At 52.4% G+C, this 16,789-nt stretch carries 16 protein-coding genes; 6 read left to right on the top strand and 10 right to left on the bottom strand.

The features are described from left to right. Positions 1-149 precede the first annotated feature (149 nt). Positions 150-1,442: a tyrosine-type recombinase/integrase gene (locus JK211_RS13820; protein WP_212709255.1), complete on the bottom strand. Its 1,293-nt coding sequence runs from the start codon at positions 1,440-1,442 to the stop codon at positions 150-152. Positions 1,443-1,932: 490 nt separating this feature from the next. Here JK211_RS13820 and pyk point away from each other — a divergent pair, with 490 nt between their 5' ends. Continuing rightward, positions 1,933-3,375: a pyruvate kinase gene (pyk, locus tag JK211_RS13815; protein WP_212709254.1), complete on the top strand. Its 1,443-nt coding sequence runs from the start codon at positions 1,933-1,935 to the stop codon at positions 3,373-3,375. Between the two features lie 64 nt (positions 3,376-3,439). Here pyk and lpxM read toward each other — a convergent pair whose 3' ends face one another. The 3 genes from lpxM to znuA all read right to left on the bottom strand — a co-directional run bounded on the left by lpxM (position 3,440) and on the right by znuA (position 6,838). After that, positions 3,440-4,402 carry a lauroyl-Kdo(2)-lipid IV(A) myristoyltransferase gene (gene lpxM / locus JK211_RS13810; RefSeq protein WP_212709253.1) on the bottom strand — a complete coding sequence of 321 codons (963 nt, stop codon included), beginning with the start codon at positions 4,400-4,402 and terminating at the stop codon, positions 3,440-3,442. 127 nt (positions 4,403-4,529) lie between these two features. Then, a complete protein-coding gene (gene mepM, locus JK211_RS13805; protein WP_212709252.1) occupies positions 4,530-5,855 on the bottom strand; it encodes a murein DD-endopeptidase MepM in 1,326 nt (441 codons plus the stop codon). Between the two features lie 14 nt (positions 5,856-5,869). Then, positions 5,870-6,838: a zinc ABC transporter substrate-binding protein ZnuA gene (znuA, locus tag JK211_RS13800; protein WP_212709251.1), complete on the bottom strand. Its 969-nt coding sequence runs from the start codon at positions 6,836-6,838 to the stop codon at positions 5,870-5,872. Between the two features lie 77 nt (positions 6,839-6,915). On the opposite strand from znuA, the gene znuC reads away from it, so the two are divergent. After that, positions 6,916-7,668, top strand: coding sequence for a zinc ABC transporter ATP-binding protein ZnuC (gene znuC / locus JK211_RS13795; RefSeq protein ID WP_212709250.1), 753 nt, complete (start codon positions 6,916-6,918; stop codon positions 7,666-7,668). Continuing rightward, complete coding sequence (znuB, locus tag JK211_RS13790) at positions 7,668-8,453, top strand: zinc ABC transporter permease subunit ZnuB (protein ID WP_212709249.1); 786 nt, start codon at positions 7,668-7,670, stop codon at positions 8,451-8,453. The genes znuC and znuB overlap by 1 nt, the downstream gene beginning before the upstream one ends. Positions 8,454-8,517: 64 nt before the next feature. Here the strand turns inward: znuB and ruvB are convergent, their stop codons facing one another. The 6 genes from ruvB to aspS form a co-directional block, all read right to left on the bottom strand. Then, positions 8,518-9,525: a Holliday junction branch migration DNA helicase RuvB gene (gene ruvB / locus JK211_RS13785; RefSeq protein ID WP_212709248.1), complete on the bottom strand. Its 1,008-nt coding sequence runs from the start codon at positions 9,523-9,525 to the stop codon at positions 8,518-8,520. 8 nt (positions 9,526-9,533) lie between these two features. Then, positions 9,534-10,151 (bottom strand): Holliday junction branch migration protein RuvA, encoded by a 618-nt coding sequence (ruvA, locus tag JK211_RS13780; RefSeq protein ID WP_212709247.1) that lies wholly within the window; start codon positions 10,149-10,151, stop codon positions 9,534-9,536. Between the two features lie 103 nt (positions 10,152-10,254). Continuing rightward, the gene (gene ruvC, locus JK211_RS13775) at positions 10,255-10,776 is read right to left on the bottom strand and encodes a crossover junction endodeoxyribonuclease RuvC (RefSeq protein WP_212709246.1); all 522 of its coding nucleotides are present in this window, start codon (positions 10,774-10,776) and stop codon (positions 10,255-10,257) included. A 36-nt stretch (positions 10,777-10,812) separates the two neighbouring features. Beyond that, on the bottom strand, positions 10,813-11,556 hold the full coding sequence (locus JK211_RS13770) for a YebC/PmpR family DNA-binding transcriptional regulator (protein WP_212709245.1): 744 nt from the start codon (positions 11,554-11,556) through the stop codon (positions 10,813-10,815). Between the two features lie 92 nt (positions 11,557-11,648). Further along, a complete protein-coding gene (nudB, locus tag JK211_RS13765) occupies positions 11,649-12,086 on the bottom strand; it encodes a dihydroneopterin triphosphate diphosphatase (RefSeq protein WP_212709244.1) in 438 nt (145 codons plus the stop codon). Continuing rightward, positions 12,086-13,870 carry an aspartate--tRNA ligase gene (gene aspS, locus JK211_RS13760; RefSeq protein ID WP_212709243.1) on the bottom strand — a complete coding sequence of 595 codons (1,785 nt, stop codon included), beginning with the start codon at positions 13,868-13,870 and terminating at the stop codon, positions 12,086-12,088. The genes nudB and aspS overlap by 1 nt, the downstream gene beginning before the upstream one ends. Before the next feature lie 238 nt (positions 13,871-14,108). Between aspS and JK211_RS13755 the strand changes: the two genes are divergently transcribed. The 3 genes from JK211_RS13755 to cmoB all read left to right on the top strand — a co-directional run bounded on the left by JK211_RS13755 (position 14,109) and on the right by cmoB (position 16,774). After that, positions 14,109-14,930 (top strand): DUF72 domain-containing protein, encoded by an 822-nt coding sequence (locus JK211_RS13755; RefSeq protein WP_212709242.1) that lies wholly within the window; start codon positions 14,109-14,111, stop codon positions 14,928-14,930. Between the two features lie 150 nt (positions 14,931-15,080). Next, positions 15,081-15,809 carry a carboxy-S-adenosyl-L-methionine synthase CmoA gene (gene cmoA, locus JK211_RS13750; protein ID WP_212709241.1) on the top strand — a complete coding sequence of 243 codons (729 nt, stop codon included), beginning with the start codon at positions 15,081-15,083 and terminating at the stop codon, positions 15,807-15,809. Beyond that, on the top strand, positions 15,806-16,774 hold the full coding sequence (cmoB, locus tag JK211_RS13745; RefSeq protein WP_212709240.1) for a tRNA 5-methoxyuridine(34)/uridine 5-oxyacetic acid(34) synthase CmoB: 969 nt from the start codon (positions 15,806-15,808) through the stop codon (positions 16,772-16,774). Before cmoA ends, cmoB begins: the two co-directional genes overlap by 4 nt. The last annotated feature ends 15 nt before the right edge of the window (positions 16,775-16,789 follow it).

Raw genomic sequence — 16,789 nt, 5'->3', positions numbered from 1 at the left:
TAAGGTGGGCCTGGTCATGTGTCATCTCTTTTTTTAGATTAGTTTACTGAAATGACACAGAATTTTGAACACTACCGTCGTATGTGGAAGCACAGAAAGTTTTCCTCTCTGTACTCCCAATAGTGAGTCGCATGGAAACTTGTTGACACTTAACGATTATTCAGGGCCTTCTCTAAGGCTTCCCTCATCCGCTCCACACTCTTAGCCTTCCCATAGAGACCGAAAGTAATGGACTGATTAGCGTGGCCTAACACGTCCTGAGCGACACTTTCAGAGACCTCAGCTTGTTTAAGTAGGGTAGCCAGCGTGTGTCTCAATGAGTGCAACACAAGGTCCCCTGTGCGGTCTGGTAGTGCCTCAGGTAGCACCTTCTCATTGAACCACTTAGACATTCTATTGCGGTCCAGCTTGAACAACGGGACACCCGCAGGAGCTTTAGCGACAAACTCCCGGAACTCCTTGAGGTTGAAACCCTGAGCACCATCAATAAGCGGGACGATACGAGCACTCGCTTTAGTCTTGAGGGTCTTCTCTCCGCTGTCGTTAATGTCGATGCACAGACCTACACCTTCAATCTCTACAATATCCTCTTTGGTTAACTGAGTGAGTTCTCCACATCGGGCACCAGTGATAACCGCAAGCTGTCCAAATAGCCTCTTATTGAGTTCTCTCTCGTTGGTAATGGTGTTTACCACCTTAGACAGTTCATCCTCTGAGAATGCTCTACGTGAAGACTCAACGCCTTTAACCTTGAGACCCTTTGTGTAGTCGTGGCTGATATGCCCATTCAGTCTGGCCCAATTGATGCAAGCACAGAGCTTAGCCAGTAGCTTATTGACTGTAGATAATGCGAGACCCTCAGCAATCATGGCATCACGGATAGTCACTACCTGTGCTCTCGTGTGGGTCTTCCAGTTAACACCCTGAGTGAACCGAGTGAGCGTCTTATGGGCGCTGGCTATGTCCACCTGTGAGGCTGGCTTTAAGTTAATGCTGTGCTCACCTCTATAGATTGATGATAGCTGTTCCCAGCATAATTCATCACCCTCTTTATGGTGTCCCTGTGTGAAATCTGTAGGGCTATCCCCCTGCTCATCTGTCAGAATCGCTGTAGCGTTGCCTGTTGTACTATCTAACTGAGACAATACAGAGAGCAGCGGCTTAGAGTCACCACTATGGACCCTCGCCTGTGCCGCTGTGATAACCTCCAGTGCCTTCACTATGTGCTCTTGCTGGTGGACTGACAGAGAACCCTGAGCCAGAGTCTTAAGGTCTGCCTTAGCGTCTCCCAAATGGTCAACCTCCAGACCAGACCAGTAGTCACCCACCTTGTCAGTGAGTAACGTTAAGGCCATAGACTTCAGGTGTCCATTGAGTTCCTCAGTGGTCGCCTCATTGTTATCCAACAGGAACGCCTTAGCGGTCGCTGCAAGTTCTTTCATTCGTGTCATAGCTTCCTGCCTATTCGTAGTGCGGAGACCAATAGATAGTAAAGGAACCACTGAGCCAACTCTACGTAGCCGCATCGTATAGCGTCCAGAGGGCTTACGGCGTACTAACTGAGGGACAGCAAGGGAACTAAGGGAGATGGCCTTAGAGAGGCTTATAGTGGTCTCTGTGTGGACTGTAGGTGTGGTGGTCATAATCATTATTAGCAACCACCCTCTATACCAGTAAGCGGGTCTTTGAGTGTCAGACATTGAGTTGTCATTGTGTCCACCTTATGATGATGGTTACCTTGTGTCATCTTTGGGGCGCTATTTGTGTCACTTGCTGTCTTCTCAATTAGTGAGTCATATGGATTCACTCAAAGAGGACAAACAGATAGGGATACAGAGAGACCCACATTTAGTGCCTCAAGGTCCACTTACACACTACATATAGTGGCGAGACCCTCAGGACACTTACCTCACCACCTAAGGATTCCTCTCAATGAGTAGACGTCTCAGAAGAACCAAAATTGTTACCACCCTGGGCCCGGCGACCGATCGCGATAATAATCTCGAAAAAATTATTGCTGCCGGCGCCAATGTGGTTCGCCTTAATTTCTCCCACGGCAGCGCAGAAGACCATCAGGCCAGGGCGGTGAAAGTCAGGGAGATTGCGCAAAAGCTGGGGCGTCATGTAGCCATCCTTGGCGATTTACAAGGCCCGAAAATCAGGGTGTCGACCTTCAAAGAAGGAAAGGTCTTTCTGAATACAGGCGATGCTTTCCTGCTGGATGCCAGCCTGGAAAAAGGTGAAGGCGATAAGGATAAAGTCGGTATCGATTACAAAGGATTGCCCCGTGATGTTGTTCCCGGTGACATCCTGTTACTGGATGACGGGCGGGTACAATTAAAAGTGCTGCGGATTAACGAATATCAGGTATTTACCGAAGTCACTGTCGGTGGCCCCCTGTCGAATAACAAAGGCATTAACAAACTGGGCGGTGGTTTATCGGCGGCGGCCTTAACAGAAAAAGATAAAGCAGATATCCGCACGGCAGCCAGTATCGGTGTCGACTATCTGGCAGTCTCTTTTCCCCGTGTCGGTGCTGATCTGCATTACGCCCGTAAACTGGCGCAGGACGCTGGCTGTAATGCACAGATAGTCGCCAAGGTGGAACGTGCCGAAGCTGTCGCTTCCGAAGCAGCAATGGACGACATTATCCTTGCCTGTGATGCGGTGATGGTCGCACGGGGCGATTTAGGGGTTGAAATTGGTGACCCTGAACTGGTCGGTATCCAGAAAACGCTGATCCGCAGGGCACATCGCCTTAATCGTACGGTGATCACTGCAACCCAGATGATGGAATCAATGATTACTAACCCGATGCCGACCCGCGCAGAAGTTATGGACGTTGCTAACGCGGTGCTGGATGGGACCGATGCGGTCATGCTGTCTGCGGAAACCGCCGCCGGACAATATCCTGCTGAAACCGTCAGCGCGATGGCCAGAGTGTGCCTTGGCGCTGAGAAAATTTCGGGGGCTGAGGCTTCGGAACCGCGCCCTGATATGCAGTTTGATAATATCGAAGAAGCGATCGCTATGTCGGCAATGTATGCAGCGAACCGGTTGCAGGGTGTCACTGCCATAATCGCCATGACTGAGTCTGGCCGGACAGCATTAATGACATCAAGGATCACATCCGGATTGCCGATTTTCGCCATGTCCCGCCATCCTAAAACACTCAGCCTAACGGCCCTGTACCGCGGCGTGACGCCGGTGGCGTTTAAGAGTTACACGGACGGTGTGGCTGCAGCTCATGATGCCGTCACCCTGTTGCGTGACCAGGGGTACCTGATGTCCGGAGACCTGGTAGTGGTGACTCAGGGCGATGTTATGGGGGCCAGCGGAACAACGAATACCAGCCGTGTATTGCGGGTGGAATAGATAACGGAGGTTCCACGGCAGATCACCGCCCGTGGAACCCGCCCATCGTTATTGTACTGGCAGCTCAGAGATCTTTACGCGCATATGGCTCCGTATCTCCTTCACGGCGGGTTTTTAATAATTTCAGTATCCAGGTGTACTGCTCGGGGTGAGGCCGGACAAAAACTTCCACTTCTTCATTCATTCGTCTGGCCAGCGTTTTATCATCGGCCTGTTCCAAATCTGCCATCGGCGGACGCACATAAATATCCAGCTGATGTGTTTTACCATTATACACCGGAAACAGGGGAACCACCTTCGCGCGACAGACTTTCATCAGACGGCCAATCGCCGGTAATGTCGCTTTATAGGTAGCGAAAAAGTCCACGAACTCACTGTGTTCCGCACCATGATCCTGGTCGGGTAAATAATATCCCCAGTAGCCCTGACGAACCGAACTGATAAACGGTTTGATTCCGTCATTGCGGGCATGCATCCGCCCGCCGTACACACGCCGCAGACGGTTCCAGAGATAATCCATCAGCGGGTTCTTCTGGTTATGGAACATTGCCGCCATTTTCTGCCCTTCTGAAGCCAGCAACATCGCCGGGATATCAACTCCCCAGCCATGAGGAACCAGAAAAATCACATTCTGTTGCTGATCCTGAAGTTGCCGGATAATCTCACGCCCGTGCCATACCACCCGCTGACTGACCGCCTGTGGTTTTCTGATCGCCAGCTCCGCCATCATCACCATTGCCCGGGGTGCCGTGGCAAACATATTATCGATAATTTGTTCCCGCGCCTGCTCCGATAACTCAGGCAGACAGTAATATAAATTTATCCGCGCACGGCGACGGGCACTTTTTGCCAGCCGCCCGACCCGGGTACCGAGCGCCCCCAGTAACGGATCACGGACAGATACCGGTAGCAGTGCCATCACGGCCATCGCGCCGATAGCAATCCAGTCACCCCAGTATTTTGGTTTCAGGAATGACATCTTAAACTGCGGAATAAACTCAATATTGTTCTTTCTTTCACTCTTCATGCACTGGCCTCTGTAAGTCGCGCGATCATGATAGTGCTGAAGTGACAATTTGCAATCTTCATCTGCATAAATGCAAAAAGCCGGGCAAAAACTGCCCGGCTTTTTATAAAGAAAGAAGGAGTGCTGGCTAAAAAGTCAGCTGAGGTACCCAGCCTTTGACACTGGCCAGATACTCCTTACGGGCTTGGCCGTTCAGTCCTTCCATCCTCGGCATTTGTGCCGTCAGCGGGTTGACGGCCTGGTTGTTTATCCAGATTTCAAAATGCAAATGCGGTCCGGTTGAACGTCCTGTGTTCCCGGACAGGGCAATACGGTCACCGCGTTTCACTTTCTGACCTGGTTTCACCAGCAAACGGCTCAGGTGCATATAACGGGTCATATACTGGCGGCCATGACGCAAAGCCACGTAATTCCCGGCTGCCCCGCCATTTTTCGATACCACCACTTCACCGTCACCGACAGCCAGTACCGGGGTACCTATCGGTAAGGCGAAATCGACACCGCGGTGTGGGGCAATACGTCCGGTCACCGGATTTAAGCGCCGCGGGTTAAAGTTAGAAGAAACCCGGAACTGTTTCACCGTCGGGAAACGCAGGAAACCACGTGACAACCCGGAACCACTTCGGTCATAAAACTTACCGTCATCGGCGCGGAAAGCATAATAGTCTTTACCTGCCGAACGCAGGCGTACCGCCAGTAACTGGCTTTGCATTGACTTACCGTCCAGATTTTCACGGGACATCAGTACACTGAATTTATCTCCGGCACGCAGTTTGCGAAAATCCATCTGCCATTGCAGTGCTTTAATCACCGCACTGGCCTCGGACCCGGTCAGGCCCGCTTTCTGTGCACTGGCTGAGAAACTGCCCTGCACTGATCCGCGGAGAACCGTATCTTTCCATTCCCCCTGCTGGACAGTCGGGGTCATGGTAAAGCCGCCCTGTGCCGTGCGTTGATAATTACGGGTCTCACGGCGTGAAATTTCCCAGCTCAGGGATTGCAACTCACCGTCCCCGTTCAGTGTCCAGCTCAGCGTCTGGCCAATATTCAGCCCGCGCAGAGCTTTATCACTGTCTACCAGCCCATTGATATCGGAGAGATCGATACCGTACTGGTTAAGGATACTGCTGAAAGTGTCCCCTGAGGATACGGTATATTCCCGGCCAACCGGAGTATCATTATCGGCAGCGTCATCTGACGGAATATCTTCTTCATCCGGGGCTGAAGTACTCTGATCTATAGGTTCACTGGCCGCAGGCAACATATTCCGCAGTTGTGCAGTGTCGGTTTCTATATTTCTGACTATCGATTCTGAAGCATCACCATGATGGTAAAACGGTGGCCGCCAGACAGCGGCAGCCAGCGTAATAACCGTCAGCGACCCCAGAAAAATGCGGTGGGGGCGCGGCAGGTTGTTAAATGCCAGGGCGACAGAGCGGGCAATCTGTTGCACTTAATTTTTCCTTTTTATGCTCCTTTCAGACAGCTCGCATACTGGCCGGATAACTGTGAAAGAAACTTCACATAGCTATCACGGCTGATACTGATATTCATTCCCAACGGATCAAGAGTACCTTTACGCACTGACGTCCCCCTGGCAACAGCATCGATAACGGCTGGCCTGAATTGTGGCTCAGCAAAAACGCAGACTGCTTTTTGCTCAACCAACTGTGTTCTGATTTGGTGTAATCGCTGAGCACCTGGCTGGATTTCCGGATTCACAGTAAAGTGACCCAGCGGTGACAGACCAAAATATGACTCAAAATAACCGTAAGCATCATGGAAGACAAAGTATCCTTCATGGCTTACCGGGGTCAGTTGGGCACGTATTTTCTTATCGGTCTGAACCAGCCCGGCTTTAAATGATTCCAGGTTCGCATCCAGTTTGTCTCTGCGGTTTGGCATAAGTTCCAATAATTTATCATGAATTGCAATCGCAGAAGCCTCGGCTATCTGCGGTGACAACCAGATATGCATATTATATTCACCATGAGAGTGATGGCTATCAGAGTTCTCCGCAGCTGAGGCCCCTTCCGGATGGTCATGTTGCTGATGCTCATGGTGATCGTGGTCATCCTCATCACCTTTCATCAGTTGTGAGTGAACCGCTGGCAGGGCAGCCAGTTGCAGGCTTTTATCTGCCGGCAATGCAGCCAGCTGGCGGGTCATAAATGCCTCCATCTCCGGCCCAACCCATACCACTAAGTCCGCGTTTTTAATACGTTTTACGTCTGACGGCCGCAGTGAATATTCATGCTCAGATGCACCGTCCGGCAGCACAACTTCCACCGGCGTTACTCCGTCTGCAATTGCTGCTGCAATAAAACCCAGTGGCTTTATCGAGGTAACCACGGCACTCTGCGCAGCCACTGGCAACATTCCGGCGCAGGTTAGCGCCAGCAACGCCGGAAGCCGGCGGAATTTAAAATGTAACATTTTAATTCAATCCTTCGTAATACCGTAAGAAATTGTGATATTATAACATAATACTTTTGTTGCAAACTGTAAATTCCATGACTGCATTAGTCGAGTTAGATAAAGTCTCGATCGCTTTCGGCCACCGCGACGTATTAAGCAATATCTCCTTCTCCTTGCAACCGGGGCGCATCCTGACGCTGATGGGGCCTAACGGTGCCGGTAAATCAACCCTGGTACGCCTGGTGCTGGGTCTGCTGACGCCCGGGAAGGGACAAGTCCGGCGCTCGCCGAACCTGCGGATTGGTTACGTTCCGCAAAAACTGCATATTGACCCTGCCCTGCCACTGACTGTCGGACGCTTTATGCGGTTATCACCACAGGTAAACGCCGGTGATGTTTTACCGGCCCTTGAACGGGTACAGGCTGGTCACCTGCAGCACTACTCTCTGCAGAAACTGTCCGGGGGAGAAATGCAGCGGGTCTTACTGGCCCGTGCGCTGCTTGGCAGTCCGCAGTTGCTGGTACTGGACGAACCGACCCAGGGCGTCGATGTGAATGGCCAGGTGGCACTCTACGACCTGATCAATCAATTACGTCATGAAATGAATTGCGGAGTACTGATGGTGTCCCATGACCTGCACCTGGTGATGGCGAAAACGGATGATGTGCTTTGCCTTAACCACCATATCTGCTGCTCAGGAACACCGGAAGTTGTTTCACGTCATCCGGAATTTATTGCGATGTTCGGCCAGCGGGGTGCAGAAGAACTGGCTATTTATCGCCACCATCATAATCATCGTCATGATTTACAGGGCCGGATTGTGTTACGTAAAGGAAATACTGACTGATGCTTGAATTACTTTTACCTGGCTGGCTGGGCGGAATGTTACTGACGCTGGCAGCCGGCCCGCTGGGATCGTTTGTTGTCTGGCGCCGGATGTCTTATTTCGGTGATACCCTCGCCCATGCGTCATTGCTGGGCGTGGCTTTTGGCTTACTGCTGAATATCAACCCCTATTATGCAGTGATTGCCATTACCCTGCTGCTGGCACTGCTGCTGGTGCTGTTGGAACACCGTCAGCAACTGGCCATTGATACCTTACTGGGCATTATGGCTCACAGTTCCCTGTCTCTGGGCCTGGTGGTTGTCAGCCTGATGTCGAATGTCCGTGTCGATTTGATGGCATACCTGTTCGGCGATTTACTGTCGGTCACGCCTGATGACCTGTGGGTAATTGGCGGAGGTGTGCTGATCGTGGTGGCAACCCTGCTCTGGCAATGGCGTCCGCTGTTATCCATGACTATCAGTCCGGAACTGGCACAGGTTGAAGGTGTCAATATTGGCCGTTGCCGGGTACTGCTGATGCTAATCACCGCACTGACAATTGGTGTGGCAATGAAATTTGTCGGGGCGCTGATCATTACTTCTCTGTTGATCATTCCGGCCGCCACCGCACGGCGTTTTGCCAGTTCACCGGAACAAATGGCGGGGCTGGCAGTGCTCTGCGGTATGCTCGCTGTGACCGGCGGCATGGCATTTTCAGCCGTTTACGACACTCCTGCCGGTCCGTCGGTAGTGCTCGCGGCGGCGGTGTTGTTTATACTCAGCCTGCTGAAAAAGAACGCAGCATAACCCCGGCCGATACGCAGACCGGGAGACAAAGGCCAGTGCCTGTGACCTTGGTATCCCGGTATAATCAGTCCCTGTCGCGGGCTATAGCAAAATGCTGGTAGGCATGCGTGGTTGCCATACGGCCACGGGGAGTTCGCTGAATAAACCCCTGCTGGATAAGATAAGGCTCGATCACATCTTCTATGGTTTCACGCTCTTCGCCAATCGCTGCGGCCAGGTTATCCAGCCCGACAGGCCCGCCGGTAAATTTATCGATGATAGCCAGTAACAGTTTACGGTCCATATAATCAAAACCTTCACTGTCAACGTTCAGCATATCCAGTGCACTGGCGGTCACCTCACCATTCATATTGCCATCGGCGCAGACTTCTGCATAATCCCGCGCCCGGCGTAACAACCGGTTAGCAATACGCGGTGTCCCGCGCGCGCGGCGGGCAATTTCCAGCGCACCTTCTGCAGAAAGCTCCAGCCCCAGGCAGGCGGCGCTGCGTGCAACAATATGCTGCAGATCAGCGACCTGATAGAACTCCAGCCGTTGCACAATACCAAAACGGTCACGCAACGGGGATGTCAATGACCCGGCGCGGGTGGTTGCGCCTATCAGGGTAAAAGGCGGTAAATCAATCTTAATCGAACGGGCCGCCGGTCCTTCGCCAATCATAATATCCAGCTGGTAATCTTCCATTGCCGGATATAAAACTTCCTCCACCACCGGTGACAGGCGATGGATTTCATCGATAAATAACACATCATGGGCTTCGAGATTGGTCAGCATTGCGGCCAGATCCCCTGCCTTTTCTAATACCGGGCCGGAAGTTGTGCGTAAATTAACGCCCATTTCGTTAGCCACAATATTCGCCAGCGTAGTTTTACCCAGCCCCGGCGGACCAAAAATCAGTAAATGGTCGAGGGCATCATTACGCATTTTGGCGGCTTTAATAAAGATTTCCATCTGCTCGCGGACCTGCGGTTGCCCGACATATTCATCGAGTAATTTTGGCCGGATAGCACGGTCCAGTGTCTCTTCTTCTGTCCGGGGCGCCGCAGAGATCAGACGGTCAGCTTCAATCATAAGGATCCTTATATTGCTGCACGCAATGCTTCACGGATTAACGTTTCACAGTCAGCGGCCGGCTTGCCGACTTTACTGATCATACGGCTTGCTTCCTGAGGCTTATAACCCAGCGCCACCAGTGCCGAGACAGCCTCCGCTTCCGCATCATTATTATCTGCCGGCGCAGATGACGGTGCCGACAGTTCAAAAGGTGTCTCTCCGGAGAACAGGTCGCCGTGCATCCCTTTAAACCGGTCTTTCATTTCGACGACTAAGCGTTCGGCAGTTTTTTTACCGACGCCCGGTAATTTGACCAGTGCGACAATTTCCTGCTGCTCCACGGCCTGCACAAATTGTTGTGCAGACATGCCGGATAAAATGGCCAGTGCCAGTTTCGGTCCCACACCATTAACTTTGATCAGTTCGCGAAACAGGGTTCTTTCCTGTTTGTTGTTAAAACCGAACAACAGCTGTGCGTCTTCACGGACCACGAAATGCGTAAAGATAGCGGCTTCCTGATGCAGTTCCGGTAGTTCGTAAAAACAGGTCATCGGCATATGCACTTCATAACCGACTCCGCTGGCTTCAATTAACACCAGCGGCGGCTGCTTTTCCAGTATAAGACCCCGAAGACGACCAATCACTGTACGTATCCTTTTATTTTATGAATTGCACCGATTTATAACACAAAAAAGGCTGGATGAATATCCAGCCCTGATAACAGAGTGACGGGGTACGGCCCGGACTTCAGCGCAGCCGGCCACGGGCCAGTAATAAGGCATTATCACTGACGCGCAGCGTATTCTGGCTGATATGACAATGGGTAATCGCTATCGCCAGGGCATCCGCCGCATCTGCCTGCGGATTAGCCGGTAATTTCAGCAGATTACGGACCATATGCTGTACCTGTGACTTCTCTGCCGCACCGGTACCGGTCACCGTTTGTTTGACCTGACGTGCCGCATATTCAAATACCGGCACGCCCTGATTCACCGCAGCGACAATTGCCGCCCCGCGTGCCTGGCCAAGCTTCAGCGCCGAATCGGCATTTTTAGCCATAAATACCTGTTCAATGGCGAAATAATCCGGAGCAAACTGGGTGATAATTTCACTGACGCCGGCATAAATCAGGCGTAAACGTTCAGGTAATGCCGGCGTATTGGTCCGGATACAGCCACTGCCCAGATAAGTTAACTGCCTGCCCGTCTGACGGATAACGCCATAACCGGTGATCCTTGACCCCGGGTCAATCCCCAGAATTATCGCCATAATATCCGGCCTGTGTCGGGTAGCGGAAACCGCAGATTACAGGGTTTCTGCAATCTCATCAGAAATTTCACCGTTATGGTAAACTTCCTGCACATCATCACAGTCTTCCAGCATATCGATCAGCCGTAACAGTTTTGGCGCAGTCTCCGCATCCATTTCGGCTTTGGTTGACGGGATCATTGTCACTTCAGCTGTGTCCGCTTTCAGGCCTGCGGCTTCCAGCGCATCACGGACATTGCCCAGCGCTTCCCAGGCTGTAAATACGTCAATCGCACCATCATCATAACTCATCACATCTTCAGCACCGGCTTCCAGTGCTGCTTCCATAATAGTGTCTTCGTCCTGACCCGGCGCATAACTGATCACACCTTTACGGCTGAACAGATAGGCAACTGAACCATCAGTGCCCAGGTTACCGCCGGTTTTAGTGAACGCATGACGAACCTCAGACACGGTACGGTTACGGTTGTCACTCAGACATTCAACCATAATCGCACTGCCGCCCGGACCATAACCTTCATAGATAATGGTTTCCATATTGGCATTGTCTTCGCCACCGGCACCACGGGCAATCGCACGATCCATAGTGTCACGGGTCATGTTATTGGATAATGCTTTATCCATTGCCGCGCGCAGACGCGGGTTAGAACTTGCATCCGCCCCGCCAAGCTTGGCTGCGGTTACCAGTTCACGGATAATTTTGGTGAAAATTTTCCCGCGTTTGGCATCCTGTGCCGCTTTACGGTGTTTGGTGTTAGCCCATTTACTGTGTCCGGCCATAATCAGTTTCTCACTATCTCGTTATTAGGTAATCGGGTAAAAAGCGCTCTGTACAGAGTCTGCTTATCATCCAATGACATCGCCCTGACGCATTAGCAGGCGATAAATTTTTCAATTGCGTCGCGGTTACTCCAGGATCTGGTCAGTGCCGCCGCCTGTGCCGCAGGCAGCCACTGGCTGGCCAGATGCTCGCTCAGGACGACCGGGAGTTCTTCCGGCAACGCCAGTAAAAACCAGTGCTCGCGGTTATGGGTGACCCCCGGGGCATAACGGTGCCGGTAATGCGGAAAGATTTCGAATTCAATCTGCTGATGACAATCTTCCAGCATCAACCCTTGTGCTGCAACATTAATAGCCAGCTCTTCCTGCACTTCACGGGCCGCCGCCTGACCGGGGGTTTCCCCCGGCTCCAGGCTGCCGGTCACCGACTGCCAGAATCCGGCATCATCACGGCGCTGCAGCATCAGCACTCTGCCGGTGCTCTGTGCGTATATCACCACCAGCACCGAAACAGGGTGTTTATAGTTCATTACTTGTTCTCAGGTGAGACTTTTTCTTTCTTTACCACTTTCAACGCCAGTTCTTCCAGAGCGTCCGGATTTGCCGGCCCCGGTGCATCGGTCAGCAGACAGGCGGCAGCGGTCGTTTTCGGAAACGCAATAACATCACGGATGTTATCGGTACCGGTGAGCAGCATCGCTAAGCGATCCAGACCGAATGCCAGCCCTGCATGAGGCGGCGCACCATATTTCAGAGCATCTAACAGGAAGCCAAATTTCTCCTGCTGCTGCTGCTCATCAATACCCAACAAGCTGAATACAGCCTGTTGCATCTTACCGTCATGGATACGCACCGACCCACCACCGACTTCATAACCGTTAATCACCATATCGTAAGCGTTGGCTATCGCCTCTGCCGGGGAAGCGGCCAGTTGCTGAGGCGACAGATCACGCGGTGCAGTGAACGGATGGTGCATCGCCGCCAGATGCCCTTCACCGTCATCTTCAAACATAGGGAAGTCAACCACCCACAGAGGTGCCCAGCTGTTTTCATTGGTCAGAGACAGGTCGCGGCCAACTTTAAGACGCAGTGCGCCGATAGCATCAGCAACCACACTGGCTTTGTCCGCGCCGAAGAAGATCAGGTCACCATCGGTTGCCGCAGTACGTTTAAGTATTTCTTCAATAATTTCGGCGCTCAGGAACTTAGCCACCGGGCTCTGAATGCCTTCCGGCAGTGCATCGCGCTGGTTGACCTTCATCCATGCCAGGCCTTTGGCACCGTAATTACCGACAAATTTCGTGTATTCGTCAATTTGTTTACGGGTCAGCTGAGCACCGCCAGGTACACGCAGTGCCGCAACACGGCCTGTCGGGTTATTGGCCGGGCCAGAGAATACCTGGAACTCAACCTCTTTCAGTAAGTCAGCAACATCGACCAGTTCCATCGGGTTACGTAAATCCGGTTTATCCGATCCGAAACGGCGCATCGCTTCGGCAAACGTCATCTGCGGGAAATCTCCCAAATCGACCTGGCGGATTTCCTGCCACAGTTCGCGGATCATCCGTTCCATGATCTCGCGCACTTGCGGCGCCGTCATAAAGGATGTTTCAACATCGATCTGAGTAAATTCAGGCTGACGATCGGCACGTAAGTCCTCGTCACGGAAGCATTTTACAATCTGATAATAACGGTCAAAACCGGAGATCATCAGTAACTGTTTAAACAACTGAGGTGACTGAGGTAATGCATAGAACTCACCTTTGTGCACACGGCTCGGCACCAGATAGTCGCGGGCACCTTCCGGCGTCGCTTTAGTCAGCATCGGTGTTTCGATATCCAGGAACTCATTGGCATCCATAAACCGGCGCACAAAACTGCTGATGCGGGCGCGGGTTTTAAAGCGCTGCGCCATCTCCGGACGACGCAGGTCCAGATAGCGGTATTTCAGCCGTGCTTCTTCGCTGTTGATATGGTTTGAATCCAGGGGTAACGGCTCAGAACGGTTAATGATTGTCAGGCCGGTCGCCAGCACCTCAACGTCACCAGTCGCCATCTCCGGGTTTTTATTGCGATCGTCACGGGCCCGCACAGTACCTTCAATGGTGATACAAAACTCATTCCGCAACTCAGACGCCAGCGCGAAAGCCTGCTGGTAGTCAGGGTCAAAAAACACCTGCACAATACCTTCACGGTCACGCATATCAATAAACACCAGGCTGCCGAGATCACGGCGACGATTAACCCACCCGCTGAGGGTTACCTGCTGCCCGACGTGGGACATATTGAGTTTTCCGCAATATTCTGTACGCATAACGCTATCCTTTTTTGGCCTTGCCGCAGCGGTCTGACCTTTGTCCGGAATCTTTACCGAAAATCACCGGCTGCAAAATGGGACGTATTATACTGGAAAAACGGGCACAGGATAAGTACAGCAGTGCGAAAGCGGTTGATTACTCAGCAGTCAGATCAGAAGTTTTTCGTTATTGGTACAATTTCAGGCTACCCTTAGCCGCCAGTCTCTGTATAACACTCTGCCTGAAGGATACCCAGTGACCTTACGAATCGGCTTACCCCAGTGGCAACATCCCGGCTGGAAACGTGCCGGGCTTCATACCCTGGAAGACTATGCGCAGCATTTTGATTGTGTCGAGGGTAATACCACCCTGTATGCCCTGCCGGATAACGATACCGTACTGCGCTGGCGGGGGATGACCGGCGATAATTTCCGCTTTTGTTTTAAATTTCCGGCCACCATCAGTCACGATGCCGCATTACGTGATACGGGCGATTTACTGAATGACTTTTTCCGCCGGATGGATCCGCTGTCAGAGCGGATAGCACAGTACTGGTTGCAGTTGCCGGCCCGCTTCTCCCCGCGGCAATTGCCGGAGTTATGGGCTTTTCTGCAACAACTTCCTTCAGCATTTACCTATGGCGTAGAGGTCCGGCATAACGCCTTTTTCAGTCAGCCGGAAGCAGGCCGGGCCCTGAACCGCGGGCTGGCCGACCGCGGGGTTAACCGCGTCATCCTTGATAGCCGGGCAGTACACTCTTCGGCTTCGGTCAGTGCCGCCGCGCTGGATGCTAAGGCAAAGAAACCCAAAGTTCCTGTCCATGCGGTGTGCACAGCAGAACAGCCGATGATCCGTTTTATCGGCAGCGACGACGTGGCCCATTCCGCAGAGCTGTTTGCCCGCTGGTCTGCCCGTCTGCAGGAATGGCAGTCGGCGCGGTCTCCGTTATTGTTTATCCATACCCCGGAGATGGGCGAGGTGTTTCCTTTACTGCACCGGCTATGGCCTGAATTACAGCCACTGACCGCCGGACTACCGGCACTGCCGTCATGGCCTGATCAGCAGTCACTGTTCTGAAACGCAGCGGATGAACCTGCCGCAGCCAGCCCTTACTGCCAGCACAGCGGGGGGTTTTCTGTACACTGAGCACTAAAAATATCGCTGACGGGTGCAGCCTGCGCCAGTTTCTGCGACAATAGCCGCTTTTGAGGTCCTGCGGATACTGTGATGTCTGACCGTGATATGCTTTTTTCAGCACCGATCGAAAAATTAGGTGACTGGACTTTCGATGAACGGGTTGCTGAAGTCTTCCCTGATATGATCCAACGCTCAGTGCCGGGATATTCCAACATTATTTCAATGATCGGCATGCTGGCCGAACGTTTTGTCCAGCCCGATACCCGTGTTTATGACCTTGGCTGTTCTCTGGGCGCTGCTACCCTGTCGGTGCGCCGTAATATCCGGCACCCCGGATGCGAAATTATTGCTGTCGATAACTCACCGGCCATGGTCGAACGCTGCCGCCGGCATATTGATGCTTTCCGTGCACAGACACCGGTTCAGGTCATCGAAGACGATATCCGCACGGTTGAGATTACCAATGCCTCGCTGGTGGTACTGAATTTCACCCTGCAGTTTCTGGCCCCTGCCGAACGCCAGCAGTTGCTGAACAACATTTATCAGGGTCTTAAGCCGGGCGGTGCACTGGTATTGTCAGAAAAGTTCAGTTTCGAAGATCAGCAGATGGATGAGTTACTGTTTAATATGCACCACGACTTTAAACGGGCGAATGGATACAGCGAGCTGGAAATCAGCCAGAAGCGCAGCATGCTGGAAAACGTAATGTTGACAGACAGTGTTAACACGCATAAAGCACGGCTTAATAGCGCCGGATTCCGGCACGCCGAACAATGGTTTCAGTGTTTTAATTTTGGTTCACTTGTGGCAATAAAATGATTGATTTCGGACGTTTTTATCAGCAAATCGCTACCGGCCCTCTGGCCCCGTGGCTGGAAGTTCTGCCTGCACAGTTAAGCCAGTGGCAACGCGAAAATTTACATGGCCATTTCCGTTTGTGGAAAAAAGCCATTGATCACCTGCCAGCCCTGACTCCGGGGCAATGTGACCTGCTGAATGGCGTCAGTGCCGATAGTGATAATCTGACCCCGCGTCAGCGCCAGGGCATCGAAACACTGCTCCGTCAATTAATGCCGTGGCGTAAAGGTCCCTTTGCACTGTATGGCACCCGGATTAATACGGAATGGCGTTCCGACTGGAAATGGCAGCGGGTATTACCTCATATCTCGCCACTGGCGGGCCGTACCGTTCTGGATGTCGGTTGCGGCAGTGGCTACCATATGTGGCGGATGCTCGGTGAAGGCGCTGAACTGGTGGTGGGTATTGACCCGATGCAACTGTTTCTCTGCCAGTTCGAAGCGGTACGTAAACTGCTGGGCGATGATCGCCGTGCACACCTGCTGCCGGTAGGTATTGAACAGCTTCCGGAGCTGAATGCTTTTGACACCGTATTTTCTATGGGCGTGCTTTATCACCGCCGCTCTCCCCTTGACCACCTGATGCAATTAAAAAATCAGCTGATCAGCGGAGGGGAGCTGGTGCTGGAAACCCTGGTGGTGGAAGGTGATGAAAATACCGTACTGGTCCCCGGTGAACGTTATGCACAAATGCGTAATGTCTATTTTCTGCCATCGGCTGCTGCGCTGAAACACTGGCTGCAAAAATGCGGTTTTACCGAGGTGCGGATTGTCGACCATGCGGTCACTTCAACCGAAGAACAACGCCGGACTGACTGGATGACCAGCGAATCCCTGGCTGAATTTCTTGACCCTCAGGATAATCGCCTGACGGTGGAAGGTTACCCGGCGCCGCTACGGGCGGTACTGATTGCCCGTAAACCCTGACCATCACAGCCGGCG

The sequence above is a fragment of the Tatumella sp. JGM130 genome, from assembly GCF_018257525.1.
In the GTDB taxonomy this organism is placed as follows: domain Bacteria; phylum Pseudomonadota; class Gammaproteobacteria; order Enterobacterales; family Enterobacteriaceae; genus Tatumella; species Tatumella punctata.
The sequence above is the reverse complement of the archived record's forward strand: the minus strand, read 5'-3'. Positions and strand labels throughout refer to the sequence as shown.

Coding starts and splice junctions, on each gene's coding strand:
- JK211_RS13820 (WP_212709255.1), bottom strand. CDS start 1,442: ATGAAAGAACTTGCAGCGACCGCTAAGGCGTTCCTGTTGGATAACAAT.
- pyk (WP_212709254.1), top strand. CDS start 1,933: ATGAGTAGACGTCTCAGAAGAACCAAAATTGTTACCACCCTGGGCCCG.
- lpxM (WP_212709253.1), bottom strand. CDS start 4,402: ATGAAGAGTGAAAGAAAGAACAATATTGAGTTTATTCCGCAGTTTAAG.
- znuA (WP_212709251.1), bottom strand. CDS start 6,838: ATGTTACATTTTAAATTCCGCCGGCTTCCGGCGTTGCTGGCGCTAACC.
- znuC (WP_212709250.1), top strand. CDS start 6,916: ATGACTGCATTAGTCGAGTTAGATAAAGTCTCGATCGCTTTCGGCCAC.
- znuB (WP_212709249.1), top strand. CDS start 7,668: ATGCTTGAATTACTTTTACCTGGCTGGCTGGGCGGAATGTTACTGACG.
- ruvB (WP_212709248.1), bottom strand. CDS start 9,525: ATGATTGAAGCTGACCGTCTGATCTCTGCGGCGCCCCGGACAGAAGAA.
- ruvC (WP_212709246.1), bottom strand. CDS start 10,776: ATGGCGATAATTCTGGGGATTGACCCGGGGTCAAGGATCACCGGTTAT.
- JK211_RS13770 (WP_212709245.1), bottom strand. CDS start 11,556: ATGGCCGGACACAGTAAATGGGCTAACACCAAACACCGTAAAGCGGCA.
- nudB (WP_212709244.1), bottom strand. CDS start 12,086: ATGAACTATAAACACCCTGTTTCGGTGCTGGTGGTGATATACGCACAG.
- aspS (WP_212709243.1), bottom strand. CDS start 13,870: ATGCGTACAGAATATTGCGGAAAACTCAATATGTCCCACGTCGGGCAG.
- cmoA (WP_212709241.1), top strand. CDS start 15,081: ATGTCTGACCGTGATATGCTTTTTTCAGCACCGATCGAAAAATTAGGT.
- cmoB (WP_212709240.1), top strand. CDS start 15,806: ATGATTGATTTCGGACGTTTTTATCAGCAAATCGCTACCGGCCCTCTG.